Raw genomic sequence first — 14089 nt, 5'->3', positions numbered from 1 at the left:
ACCTTACCTAATCTAATAAGTAAGGTTCTTTTCGTCATATCTATTATGTAGTTCTAATTAGGCGCTTAGAAATAATGCTCCGTAGCCAAGCCCACCTAAAATCACAAAGGCAGGATGGACTTTCCACTTTTCTAATAATAAGAAACCAGCAATGATTAAAAACAACGTATGCCAGATACCTGCACCTACATAGGAACTTTCTAAAAAGCGATATGCTAATACTCCTAATAGGATCGCGATTGTTGGACGGATTAGAGATGTCATGTTCTTTACTTTTGGAGAATCTTTAAATTTATATAGGAGTCCTAAAAGTGCAATCATTAAAATTAAAGAAGGGGCAACCGTTGCAAAAACAGCGACTATTGCACCTATAACACCACCAACCTCAAAACCGATATACCCTGCCATCTTCGTGGCAATCGGTCCAGGCAAGGCATTTCCTAGTGCTAACACTTCACTAAATTCTTCTACCGTCATCCATTGATATCGGGCCACAACTTCATACTCGACTAGTGGAATCGATGCGGGACCTCCACCATAACCAACAATACCCGGGATAAAAAATGCAAGAAATATCTCCCAATATATCAATTAGTTCACTCCTCTCTCTTGCTTCACTTCTTTTTGTGGCTTATTCGGTTTAAACAAAGCATATGAGAGTAACACTGCTATAACGATCCCCGGATGGACGTGTAAAAATTCAATTAACAATAAACTGACTAAAAGCATCGTAATGCTAACTGCCCAACCAAGACCTTGTTTGGACTTTTTAAAAAAGTCCCACGTCAGTGTTGCCATCATGACAACAACAATCGGCATGACACCTCTAGTCATCCCTTCCACCCACGGTTGATCTTTGAAAGATGTCAAGGCTGTCAAAAGGACTATCATCATAAGAATCGTTGGAACAATCGATGACAGCACAGCATTAATCATTCCTAACACACCCGCAACGCGATAACCGATATACCCTGCCATTTTCGTGTTGATCGGACCAGGCAAAGTATTGCCAAGGGCCAAGACGTCACTAAATTCGTCATCATTCATCCATTTAAACGTCGTAACAACTTCTTTATGAACTAAAGGAATAGCAGATGGTCCTCCTCCAAAACCTAAAATACCTGACCTGAAAAACGCAATAAATAAATTGATATGAGTTTTCACAAGTAAACCTCCGTCATTTGTTAAAAATACCAACTTCTATAAACCCTTTAATAACCTAAGGCTAAGCCATCTCCCCTCGGATCAGCTCCACCATGCTTAAGACGGTTATTATCGATTCGAATCGCCCCTGCATGCCCCATGACATCAGTAAATCCATCCATTATTTCTATATCATGCCCAAGATCTTTTAGAGATTGAATTGTCTCCTCTGGTATTCTTGATTCAACTTTCAAACTATTTGAGCTAGCTCCCCACGTTCGTCCATATAACCATCTAGGCGCTTCAATGGCTGCCTGCACATCGAACTGATAATCTATCATTCTTGTAACAAGGGCTGCCTGTGTTTGTGGCTGTCCTTCTCCACCCATTGTTCCATATACAAGGTGTGGTGCGTCTCCATTTAACAGCATCGCTGGATTTAACGTATGGAATGTTCTTTTATTTGGCTGCAAACAATTAATATGATTCGGATCCAACGAGAAAAAGCTTCCTCTATTTTGCAATAGTACCCCTGTGTTTTTTGGAATAATTCCCGATCCGAAATCATGGTAGATACTTTGAATGAAAGAAACCGCATTTCCTTCTTTATCAACAACGCCAAACCACACTGTATCCCCTTTTGGATCTAACTGCTTTTCCATTTGCTTTGAAAGCTGCTGATTAATTCGATTAGCTAGTTCCATTCCATGTGATTTTGACAGCAAATCTTCTAAAGGAATATCTATAAAATCAGGATCTGTTAACCATTGATCTCTGTCTGCAAATGCAAGTTTCGTAGCTTCGATGAGTAAGTGATAATACTCTGTAGAACCTTCTTCAATTGAGGAAAAGTCAAAGTTATTTAAAATATTTAAAATTGATAATGAAGCCATCCCTTGTGTGTTCGGTGGCAGATTATACGCTGTATAACCTCGATAATCGACACTAATCGGATCTACCCAATTAGAGCGGTGCTGTTTAAAATCATTAAGTGTTAACACACCACCATTAGCCTGAAGTTCTCCGACAATTTGTCTTGCTATATCTCCTTCATAAAACACTTTAGCACCTTCATCAGCAATAGCTTTTAATGTACGCGCCAAATCTTCTTGCTTGATTACCTCTCCTTTTTTATAAGTAGTACCATCAGGCTTCAGAAAAATACGCTTAAATTCATCAAAACGTTGTAAACATCTAAACTCAGTATCATCTTCTTTAATATTCACATTCGTCCAGCGCTCTTGACTCGACGTTACAGCAAAGCCATTTTGGGCATAGTGGATAGCTGATTGCAATAGATCCTTCCAAGAATATGAATAATCAAGATTATTTTTTGAATACTGAAATACTTCCTCCCAACCAGCAACTGCTCCCGGTACGGTATTGGCCGCTAAATAGCCTCGAGCCGGTATTTTCTTCAAACCTTGGTTTTCGTAATAGGAAATGGAAGCATTCTCTCCTGAACGCCCACTACTGTTAAGAGCTTCCACTTTTTTTGTCTTTGCATTATAAATTAACCAAAAATTATCTCCCCCAATGCTATTCATATGAGGGTACACAACAGAGATAGTAGAAGCCGCTGCAATGGCTGCCTCTAAAGCATTACCTCCATTTTGTAAAATGTTCATTCCTGCTTGTGAAGCTAAATAGTGAGGTGTAGTGATCATTCCACTAGGTCCCATCGTTGTCGCACGATAAGCTTGATTATTTTTAGAAGTCATATATCCCACCCTTTCCTCTCTATACTTATTGTATTATCTTTTGTTAATTATTTTAAGGATAAATTTATACAAAACGAAATTTATTTTCAGTTTAAGTTAACTAAATGTAACTAATTTGAGCAGATTAAGCACTTAATAGTTTTAAAGTGTATTCGTCCATTGTACATCATATTTAAAATATTAAGAATTTTTTGTAAGGAAATCTAACATGAAAAATTGTAGAACTGTTTAAAAGTCAGGTCCCAAGATATTTCTTTTCCTGTTCACTTCGTTAGATATAATTTCAGACAACCACAAAAAACCTCTCCAAAACATGAAGAGATTTCTTTAAGGTTTTTTTTCAGTGGCCTCTTTCTTATCTCATCCTTTAAAAGGCAAGCTAATATCAACCGTTGTCCCCTTTCCTTTTTCACTCTCTATTTTCATTTCGCCACCATGTTCTTCAATAATACGGGTACTAATCATCAAACCTAGTCCTGTTCCTTCTTCCTTCGTTGAGAAAAATTGTTTGCCAACTTTATCTAACTTTTCCTTCGGGATCCCTTTCCCCTCGTCAATAATCAGAATATGAATAAAGGAACCCTTCTTTGTAACGTTAACAACAATTGTCCCCTCTTGCTGCATTGCCTCAACAGCGTTTTTTAAAATATTAATGAGGACTTGCTTTAATCTATTTTCATCACATTTGATCATAACTTGTTTCAAGTTCCGGTCCATAACAAGATCAATTTCGATATTATAAATAATCGCCTGAGTCTTTGCTAGTGTAAGAACAGTCTCAATAATATGAATAAGATTGTGTTTTTTAATCATCAACTCTTTCGGTTTCCCCAAAAGGAGCAACTCATTAACAATCATATTAATCCGATCAATTTCCGATAACATAATTTTTGTATAAGTAGTAGAGTTTGTATCTAGGTTTGAACTTTCCATCATTTGTAAAAAACCTTTCAAACTCGTAATGGGATTCCTTATCTCATGGGCAATGCCAGCTGCAAGCTCACCTAATACAGATAACTGTTCAAAATGTTGCAACTTCTTTTGATTTTCTTGTTCTTCTCTGATATCTTCCATGATTAAAACGTAACTCGAACTAGATTGATCCTCTAACATCATCTGCTGTAATCCCACATCAATTGTATTCCCAGCTAACGTTCTCAGTGCCCCAGCAACCACTCGAGACTGATTACCAAGTTCTTTGGTATCGGCTACTTTATTATTGCCTAAATGTATATAATTGGCTATCGGCTCAGTAAGTATGTCCTTTTTCTTCTTAGCTTCGAACAATTTTAGTGCCGCTTGATTCACATAACAAATCTCTCCATTCGCTACTACTAATAATGGTAGAGATAAATATTCAATAATTCGTTCTGTATTCTGCTGGACTAGCCTCTCTTTTTTTTCGTATTCTTGGTAAATATAAAACAATATGCTCCCTATACCAAAAAGTATCAACCCTTGCATGACAACACTCTTAACCAAATACATTATGAACACAATTAATACACTCAACAGAAAAATCCCGATTAATATACTATATCTCTTCTTTAGCATAGTTCCTCCTCTTAAATAGAAAAAAACCTAACTTCTCTTAATAAGTGAAGTTAGGCCATGTACGACTTTTTATTTCCCACATTTACCTTGATTATTTTATTGTAAAATAAATATCATTATTGATTTATCCCTCTTTAGGTCCCAATCAATAAATATGTCACGAACAGACCTTTTAAGCATTTCTTGAAATTTACCGTATCGATGAAAGTAACTTTTCTCTAACTCATCCTTTGTGAAAATTAGTTCTCTTTCAAAACCCTTAGAAATCAAAGCTTTTTCGATTGGTATTAATATCCCAAATCTATTGACGATAATAATGTTCTCCGAATGAAATACCGTTTCAATACAATCAGGAACTTTTTGAACTAAAGCACTGATACGGGCAATTTCAGCCTCAAAAGAAGGTAACGACGAAAAAGGCTCTATCTCGCGCATCTGTTCAATCTCCTTTTCCAGTTCAAGAACAATGACGCCTGTATTATTCGGGAAGTTCCAATCATGATAATAGTCTGCTATGTCTGCCCCCAACGATATTTGGACAACTCCTTTTAGCTCCTCCAAAACATTGGCAATGATCAAGGTTCTAGCATTATCAACATCGCTAGATTTCCCTTGCTGAAGAAGAACCTCTTCCATAGGGGATATAAACCCACGTATATGTATGACCATATTTCTTTTTGAAAGGGTTGCTGTACATGCTTCAGGTCCTCTTCCAAATTTCTTTCTTAATAATTTACTTATGTAACTGCTTATATGATTTAATTGCTCTTGAAACTCCAACATTCAATCCCTCTTTCAAAAGGGCACCATAATCAATGCCTTTAAGACACCGACCATCACTAGTATACCACAAGATAACCTTTTAACGTTACCTTAAATTGTAGTCGAATTAGGTCCCCTTCATTTATTTACCACGAGAGTAGTTATATCTGAGTCCGTCAGTCTAGTTTTTTCTTCTTATAATAGCTTCCCCAAAGTTCCAGCATTTAATCATAAAATATTCAATACACTTCTAACACTGTTTTAAAAATTTTGTTCTGTTTTCTGTCTCAGCTTTTCATAGTCCCTATATAATAAGATAGAGAACCTATAGTGTATAAATAACTATAAAGTTCTTATTTTGTCTATAATCCCACATTAAAAATAATTGTTTAACACGACTGCCGGTAACCGTTTCAATTTCATTGACGTATTGGTAATAACTCTTTCTTATCTCGAATGAACGTCCCATTAATAAATCATCGTAACCATTTTCAAATAATAGATTTTCAGTTTTCGTTAAAACACCGGAACATTCCAGAACTAGTAATGAAGAAGAAACAAACTGGGCTTTTATCTGATTCGGCTTTTTATGTATTTTTTCACTTATAGCCTGAACTTTCTCACTTATTGCTAATCGAAACGACTCCTCGCCTATTTCTTTAGCTAAGCCTTTTTCGTTGGTAAGCAGAATTACTCCTAAATTTTGTTCATAATCCCAATCACAGTAACACGTATTAATATCAAATGTTGTTAGAAGTGAAGCCTCTAATTTTATTTCATCAAAGATTTCCTTCATTAAAATCTTTCTAACTTTGGAGGCAAGGGATACTTCATCATTCCTTATCAAAACCTCTTCCGTTGGTGTCTTAAAACTATTAACATTAATGACAACAATATTGTTACCAACCTCTACATTACAAGTTTCTGGGCCTTTCCCGAATTTTCTTTTCATTACCTTTGATAACAAACTGCTAAAATGTGTTAAATCCTTTTGCCGACTACTTTCCTTGATCATTTTTTATTAACGTCCTCCTTATAAAGCTAGTGGGGAAAATTTTATAAATACCCTTACGAATTACATTGTTTTTTTACTTTTATACCCAAAATAAAAAATGGCCTAACTTTCCACAAGCGTGGAGAAGTTAGGCCATGAATAAGACTTCTATACTATGTATATATTCTTCCATTTACCAATTATATTTAATTATTAGGTTTATGAACGTAGAGTATGCCTACTACCTTTTAGAAAACTATCATTGACACTTCTAGACAACAATCTACTTAACTGTATCATACTATCACGTATTATTCAAATAATACTCTCTGATTATAATATTAAGGCAATTTTTTATAAATTAATTTTGGATTACTGGATTAGATAGTAAGTCAAATCCGGTAATCTGGCATTCGACTACATCACCTTCACGAATAACAGCAGCCCCTGGCGTACCAGTAATGATCATGTCTCCAGGTAATAATGTCGTCACATGTGATAAGAAGGAAACGATGTAAGTAGGCCGATAAATCATGTTTTCTACTTTATTTTCATGTTCAATGCTTCCATTTACAATTGTTTTTACTTCAAGTGTTGCTAATTCAGGGACTTCGTCTTTTGTTACCATCACCGGCCCAACGCTAAAAAATGTATCAAAGCTTTTTGATCTTTGCATAAAACGAGGATTTTCGGCATGAATATCAGCAGCAGTCATATCTAAAGCTGTGGTATAACCTGCAATGAAATTTTCGACTTCATCTTCCGGTACATCTTTCCCTTGCTTTCCAATAATAATGGCTAATTCTGCCTCTGCAGTTGTCCTTGTTGATTGTCGAGGAATTTCAATCTGATCTTTTGTTCCGATGATACTAGTATCAGGTTTCATAAAAAACACCGGATCAGAATCTTCTAATCCTCCTAACTCCGATCTCATTTTCACATAATTCATTCCTATTCCCCAAACTTTCCGAGGAGTACGATAGAGTGGGGCATATGTAGGCTTGGTAAGAGATTTTAATTGCTTTTTGGCAAGTCGTGTTTCTCCTTCTTCTTTATACCACTTATTTAACTCTTGAAATTGACCTGTTTCCAATAATTCGTAAAGAGACTGAGCAAAATTAGTATTTTCCATCTCATTTATAATCTTTATAGGTATAACTCCTTTATTCGTTACAATTCCGGCCGTTTCTCTTCCTTCAATACTGACTGTCGCAATTTTCATAGTCATCACCTAGTATTTAAAAATTAGTTGAATATATTTTCGTTTTCATAAACCCATTGCAGTAACTTAGCATCTTGTTTCGGTCCTGCAATAACAGATAATGCAATTGGCAATCCATCTTCTCCACTAATAGGAATCGTCACTTGAGGCAACCCACCAAGTCCTGCAATACAAGACAATTGCATCGTTTGTGATCGGCGGTTTTCAATCTCTTCACCTGATTGATTTCGAAAAGGTGCTTTTCCCGGAGTCGTTGGAATAACTAGTAAGTTATCTTCTCCCAATAATTCCTCCAACCCTACTTGAATTTCTTCTATTAGTTTTTGCTCAGGCTTCTTTTCTACTTCGCTTAATGAGCATGCCCATTCAAATCTAGCGCCAATGTCTGGTCCAAATTTAGGCTTAACCTCCTTAATCCATTTGCCATGTGTTTTCGATATTTCTAGCCCTTGCAATATTCGAAAGCATTTCATCCATCTTTGTAACCCTTCTTTGGCTGTGGTAATCGATTGTGATGGGAACGTTTGCTTTAGTTGTGCCACAAGTGCAGAGAGAGCTCCCTCACTTTCTTCATCCACTAACTCCCAAGCATCTGTAGGAAATAGTAATGTACTAAATGAATTCCCACTCGAAGAATGAGCTTTAAGTAACACATTCCCAATGTCCTTTAGCAGCCTAGCATCCCTTGTCATCCACCCTACCGTATCAAAACTCTCAGCCAAAGGAATGACACCTTCAATTGCAACATGATTATGTGTAGGCCTAAATCCATAAATCCCACAATATGCTGCAGGTATTCGAACAGACCCACCCGTATCTGTACCAAGCGCAAAGTCAACGAGCTCAGCAGAAACAGCAACTGCCGAACCACTCGATGAACCACCTGGAATTCGATTATTCGCCACCGGATTTACTGGTGTACCGTAATGAAAATTTTCACCATTCAAACTATACATCAACTCATCTGTTATCGTTGTCCCATGTAATGTGGCTCCTGCTTGTAATAAAGCGTCTATGGCAGGTGCGTTCTTCTCTGCCGGAGTATGCGTTCTTAACCAATCTGGATTGCCCGCACTTGATGTAACCCCTTTGATATCAAATACATCCTTAACAGAAAAAGTAACTCCAGAGAGATTGCCTGTTCCGAACGGTTTCACAACAATATTTTCATTTATAAACACATTAAAGTTACCTTTCACTCGAGCACCTCCCTTAAATTAAAATACTCTTCTCTTGATCTTTGTTTTGATACACATCTAACGCGGATTGAACACTTGCTCCTACATTTACCTTGACCTTATGTCGCAAAAGTACGGCTTCTAAAGCACCAAGTGTTAGCAAGACATTTCGTTGCTGACAACTATATCCCATTGTTCCAATCCTCCAAATCTTTCCATGGAGTGGCCCAAACGAGCTTGCTATTTCAATCCCAAATTCATCAAGTAACATTGACCGAACTGAATCACCATCGACTCCATCAGGAATGTTAATACACGTAACCGTTGGCAGTTTGTAGTTATGATCCCCAAATAACGTTAATCCCATCGCTTCAATACCAGCAACTAACGCCCTTTCATTTAAACGATGCCGTATGTACCTTTGTTCTAACCCTTCTTCTACTATTAATCGTAACCCTTCATATAAACCATAAAGCATTGATGTTGCTTCCGTGTGATGGTTAAGTCTAGCTGGACTCCAATAATCTTGGAGCTGGCTTAAATCTAAATAGTTACTGCGAATTTTCCGGGCATTACTTGAAACTTGTTGATCTGATACAAGACCTTTTTCAATTGATTTTCTTTTCAACAAAATATTTTCAATTCTCTCATTATACGTCAGAGGAGCCATTCCAGAAGGGACAGAGATACACTTTTGCGTTCCAGTAATAAGTCCATCAATCATCCATTCATCTGTTTTCACATCTGTTCCAGCTACCGTCGCAACCGCATCGACAATGAGCAATATATCTTGTTCTCTACAAGCTCGGCCTATTTCCTCTAATGGTTGCATTCTACCAGTTGATGTATCACCATGAACCATAGCAACCACCTTGGGCCGGATTTTCTTCATCTCTTTAATAATATCCTCTGGATCAAAGACACTTCCCCACTCACAATGAACCAAATGAACTTCCGCTCCGTAACGCTCAGCAATTTCTGTTAGCAAGCCTCCAAAGCGACCGAATGAAGGAATTAGAACTTTATCTCCTTGTTCAATCACACTGCATAGCATTGCTTCAATCCCTGCCCTAGAAGTCCCGTCAACGGGGAAGGCCCAATGATTTTTTGTTTGCAACACCTCTCGCAATAGCTTCATCGTTTCATTCATTAACGAAGTAAAGCTAGGATCAAATTGACCTAATATAGACGAAGACATTGCTTGCAACACTCTAGGATCAGCCTCGACTGGTCCCGGAGTCATAATCATTCTTGCTGGAACATGTAATCTGTTTGGTTTAAGCATTTCTCTACCTCCCATTTTTTTCTCTCATTACTGTGCTAATTTGACCAATGCATTTAACAATACTTGTGTACCAACAACACAGTCTTCTTTTTCCGTCCACTCTTTCGGGTTATGGCTAATACCGTCTTGTGATCTTACAAAAATCATCCCCATTTCTGTCACTTTCGTCATCATTAGGGAATCATGTCCCGCGCCACATTGTAGTTTCATTGTCGGTATTTTGAGCTCTGTACAAGAAGCTTCTAGTACATCCACTACTTCATTTGAACACGTCGCTGGATCTACGGCCTTTTTAACATCAATCTTTGATTCTATCTCCCTTTGGGCACAAATAGTATTAATAGATTTTTTCACTTCATTTACCATTTCTGCTCTTGCTACTTTATCAACATGTCTTAAATCAATAGAGAAAGTCGCTCTGCCCGGAATGATGTTTACGCCACCTGGCTCAATTGCTAATTTTCCGACTGTTCCCACTCCACTATACTTACTCGAAACTCGTTCAACTTCAAGCATCACTTCTGCCATCGCAAGTGACGCATCTTTTCTCATATTCATAGGTGTTGCTCCTGCATGGTCCGGGTTGCCACTTAGAGTTACCTCTAACCAGACGGGTCCTTGAATATCTGTAACAATCCCTACAGGCAAGTTGTGTTCTTCAAGTACTTTTCCTTGTTCAATATGCATCTCCACATACGCCTTGATCGATTCTGGTTCTCTTCTTGCTTGCTCATAATCTGCAGGGGTAAAGCCAGCTTGCTGGAGTGCTTCACTCAGCGTAATTCCATTGACGTCTTCTAATTCCAATGTTTCTTCATTTAAATGACCAGAAAGAGCTTTACTTCCAATATAACCAGTCCCAAACCTAGTCCCTTCCTCATCCGTAAACGAGATTACCTCAATGGAGTGGGTAAGTTCGACGCCCGATTCCCTAATAGAGCGAACTGCCTCAACAGCACCTAGTACTCCTAGAGCCCCATCAAATAATCCTCCTTGAATAACGGTATCGATATGAGAACCCGTCATTACAGCTGGTGCATGAACATCCTTTCCTTCAAGTTTCCCAATTATGTTCCCAATAGCATCAACACGGACATCTAACCCCGCCTCTTTCATGACACCGATTAGAAACTCTCTAGCCTGTAAATCTTCCAAACTTAATGAGAGTCTTGTAACTCCTTTTTCATCTACATTAGAACCAGAACCAATTTCCCCCAACTTCATAAGTGTATTCCATAACCGTTGCTGATTTATCTGCTGTACAGCGATCATTTTATCACTCCTCTTTATATTACGTGCCAGTTATTATGTGTTTTCATTTTAGATAACTAAACACGGTTAGTCATTATTCATATCGCACAATAAAGAGGTATGTATTTAGATAAAATAACCAACGTGTCTCATACTTTTGGGTTGGAAATAGTGTAGTAATTGTAAAAGCAACGATCATGCTTGTAAGATTATATCCCCTTCTTTTTTTCGAAAACTAAAACACGGATAGACCAAGACTTTTTACAATCTATAACAAAAGGGGTCCACCCTTTGTTAACATACGTCTGCTACATGAAAAACGTATGTAACTAGTTCCGGTAAGACCCCTAGCAACTTCTCTTGTACTCCGTGCGTTCAATATTAAACTATTCGTTTGTTGGCAAAAAATCATTTGTAAAAATATCATTAGCATCAAAAGCTTCTTCCAATAATCCTATTTCGTACAATTGTTCAATCAATGTTTGCCAACGCTCTTCTGACATATAACCAAACCCATACTCCTTTGCATCTCCTCCATAAACAAAGTCCCTTTGCGAATCTGTCTCAAACTCTAAATCTTCAAGAGCAAGATCTGGATTGGCCCCATGAATAACTTCATTAACTTCATAAGGTGATTCCTCATAATACTTCCAACCTTCTACAAATGAAGTTACAAACTCACGTACTGTTTCTTCGTTCTCTGCAACATAATCTTTTGTAGCAAACAAAACAACATTATAAGGATCAAACCCTGAATCAGAGACTAAAATCGTTTCTGTTTCAACACCTTCTTTTCCTAAGAAAAACGGTTCAGATGTCACAAACGATTGACTAACAGAGTCCAGATCATCGATAAAATTAACATGCTGACCAGTATAGCCCATTTCCGTCACTCCACTTAAATCATACTTACTAGTTAAGAAATCCCAATAAGGAATTCCCGGTTGAATAAATGCCGTTCTTCCATTCATATCTTCAAAGTTACGAATGTCTTCCCCTTTATGAAACATTAATGACGCTGGACTGCCTTGCATCGTTGCAGCAAGAGTAATGAGTTCAATCCCTTCATTTCTTGCAAGGACAATTTGGTCAGCATGCGCTAGACCAAACTGAGCATTTCCTGATGCAACAATCTGCATCGATGATACTTGTGGGCCTCCTGCTTCTACCTCAACATCTAACCCTTTTTCAGTGAAATACCCTTGTTTTTTTGCTGCATATACGCCACCATGTTGACTTTTTGGAAACCAGTTTAACACAAGCTTAACGGATTCTGTTTCATTCGTTCTCGTTGCTCCTTCACTTTCCCCACTGGACTCTTGTCCACCACAGGCCACAAGAACGAATAGTGTTACTATACTTAAGATAAGCATCTTCATCTGAAACATTTTCATAGTTTAACCCCTCTCAACAATTGATTAATACAACATATAGACTTAATAAGGCTATTAGCTGCCACGATATGTACTATATCCACCTGGAGCAATTAATAATGGAACATGATAATCCTGTGTTTCATTCAAAATAACAAATTGCACTGGTACAATATCTAAGAAAAGAGGTTCATCTGCTAGATTACTGGCACGGAAGTAGTCACCAACATGAAACTGTAGTTGATAGATGCCTTTTTCTAATCGTCCTCTTTCTAATAAAGGATGATCGACTCGACCATCTGCATTCGTTTTAGCTTCTGCTATTTTTTCTAACTGGCTATTTTCATGCTTTTTCCAAAGCTCGATTCGAACATTTCTAGCCGGCTTCCCTTTGCTAATGTCTAAAATATGAGTCGTTAGCTTCCCTTTCACTACCACACCCCCAAAAGTTATCTAAATACTTACATCTACATCTTTTATCATTTCTACCAACCTAAATCGAGCAATTTTACCGACTTGTTCTAACGCTGTCTGCATTTCTTCTTCGTAAGTATTGTTCATTCGTTTTGTCATACTACTTTTTAAAAAATCTTTATTTTGTCCTTTAACAGTCATAATAAAAGGGAAGCTAAACTTCTGCGTATAACGTTTATTCATTAATGAAAAATCCTGATACTCTTGTTCTGTCAATTGGCTTAATCCTGCATCCTGTTGTTCTTGCGCTGAAGACTCAGAAATAGTTAGCTTCGTACCTAAATCTGGATGAGCCCTTAGTAAAGATAGTTTTAATGACTCTTCGGCTTGCCATACTTCTTGAATCATCAATTCATACATTTGATCAAAATTTTTAAACGGATGATGTTTCCAAGACTTTTCAGATACCCATGGTGAATGTTCAAAGACAGATCCAACCTTTTCAACAAATTCCTCTTTTTTCATCAAATTGACTTCTTCCATTGTAATAACGATGGTTACCACCTACCCCTTCACCTATTAAACTCAATTTAATAACGTCCCCTAACTTGTTATAGCCAAATCATAAAAGGAAACTAGTACTTAGTCATTATTTACAACGAACAAATTGCCCATCTTGCATTGTTCAGTAAGACCAAAGAAATTGCCATTTCAGAAATGAAACATCTTAGTCCTATACTTACCGTTATGAAAGGAGAGCCTTAGAAAACGAATAGTACCCTACTTTACTCTCGAAATTGTAAAGAAAATCGTTTGTTAGAAAACGTAACTAAAAAAGCGAATGACCAATCTCTCCTTTAATGCTTACCCCATTGTGAGCCTTTTTTTATTAAGCTATTTTCGTAAAGATTGTTGCTATTAGAAAGTTTTTACTCGTAGTGAAATGAAGCGGAAGTCACTCGACTCCTGTGGGATTTAGAGGTAGGGGCGAGACCCCACAGCCGAGGAGGCTCAGCATCTCCCCACGGAAAGCGAGTGATTGGAGCGAAATGGAACGAACATGTGAATACACGCAAGCCCAAAAGCAACAAAGTATGCGAGTCAGCCTTTATTAAAATCGTTTACCATTCGTCACAGTTACTATTTTGTGCTAATTAACTAATAATTCGATATATTTTGTCAGATTATCTCA

The 14089-nt window shown here is 37.4% G+C and carries 13 protein-coding genes; all 13 read right to left on the bottom strand.

Translation table 11 applies throughout. The features are described from left to right. Positions 1–57: 57 nt before the first annotated feature. Positions 58–591: a chromate transporter gene (locus AC1FXZ_RS17215; RefSeq protein WP_480055895.1), complete on the bottom strand. Its 534-nt coding sequence runs from the start codon at positions 589–591 to the stop codon at positions 58–60. Continuing rightward, entirely contained in the window at positions 592–1164 is a 573-nt protein-coding gene (locus AC1FXZ_RS17210; protein ID WP_480055893.1) for a chromate transporter, read from the bottom strand. A 47-nt stretch (positions 1165–1211) separates the two neighbouring features. After that, positions 1212–2864 (bottom strand): gamma-glutamyltransferase, encoded by a 1653-nt coding sequence (ggt, locus tag AC1FXZ_RS17205; protein WP_480055891.1) that lies wholly within the window; start codon positions 2862–2864, stop codon positions 1212–1214. A 360-nt stretch (positions 2865–3224) separates the two neighbouring features. Further along, positions 3225–4418: an ATP-binding protein gene (locus AC1FXZ_RS17200; RefSeq protein WP_480055889.1), complete on the bottom strand. Its 1194-nt coding sequence runs from the start codon at positions 4416–4418 to the stop codon at positions 3225–3227. Positions 4419–4514: 96 nt separating this feature from the next. Further along, complete coding sequence (locus AC1FXZ_RS17195) at positions 4515–5201, bottom strand: Na-translocating system protein MpsC family protein (RefSeq protein WP_480055887.1); 687 nt, start codon at positions 5199–5201, stop codon at positions 4515–4517. A 304-nt stretch (positions 5202–5505) separates the two neighbouring features. Next, complete coding sequence (locus AC1FXZ_RS17190; RefSeq protein ID WP_480055885.1) at positions 5506–6195, bottom strand: Na-translocating system protein MpsC family protein; 690 nt, start codon at positions 6193–6195, stop codon at positions 5506–5508. 340 nt (positions 6196–6535) lie between these two features. Further along, positions 6536–7396: a fumarylacetoacetate hydrolase family protein gene (locus tag AC1FXZ_RS17185; RefSeq protein ID WP_480055883.1), complete on the bottom strand. Its 861-nt coding sequence runs from the start codon at positions 7394–7396 to the stop codon at positions 6536–6538. A 23-nt stretch (positions 7397–7419) separates the two neighbouring features. After that, positions 7420–8595 (bottom strand): amidase, encoded by a 1176-nt coding sequence (locus tag AC1FXZ_RS17180; protein WP_480055881.1) that lies wholly within the window; start codon positions 8593–8595, stop codon positions 7420–7422. 13 nt (positions 8596–8608) lie between these two features. Continuing rightward, complete coding sequence (locus tag AC1FXZ_RS17175) at positions 8609–9859, bottom strand: pyridoxal-phosphate-dependent aminotransferase family protein (RefSeq protein WP_480055879.1); 1251 nt, start codon at positions 9857–9859, stop codon at positions 8609–8611. Between the two features lie 27 nt (positions 9860–9886). Beyond that, positions 9887–11131, bottom strand: a complete 1245-nt coding sequence (locus tag AC1FXZ_RS17170; RefSeq protein WP_480055877.1) for a hydantoinase/carbamoylase family amidase — start codon at positions 11129–11131, stop codon at positions 9887–9889. A gap of 365 nt (positions 11132–11496) precedes the next feature. Continuing rightward, positions 11497–12504: an ABC transporter substrate-binding protein gene (locus AC1FXZ_RS17165; protein WP_480055875.1), complete on the bottom strand. Its 1008-nt coding sequence runs from the start codon at positions 12502–12504 to the stop codon at positions 11497–11499. Between the two features lie 54 nt (positions 12505–12558). Continuing rightward, positions 12559–12915 carry a hydroxyisourate hydrolase gene (gene uraH / locus AC1FXZ_RS17160; protein WP_480055873.1) on the bottom strand — a complete coding sequence of 119 codons (357 nt, stop codon included), beginning with the start codon at positions 12913–12915 and terminating at the stop codon, positions 12559–12561. A 21-nt stretch (positions 12916–12936) separates the two neighbouring features. Beyond that, entirely contained in the window at positions 12937–13461 is a 525-nt protein-coding gene (uraD, locus tag AC1FXZ_RS17155; protein WP_480055871.1) for a 2-oxo-4-hydroxy-4-carboxy-5-ureidoimidazoline decarboxylase, read from the bottom strand. Positions 13462–14089: the final 628 nt, after the last annotated feature.

Source organism: Halalkalibacter sp. HAAS-P014 (assembly GCF_056619965.1).
Note: the sequence above shows the minus strand (reverse complement) of the source record. Positions and strands in the feature narration are given on the sequence as shown.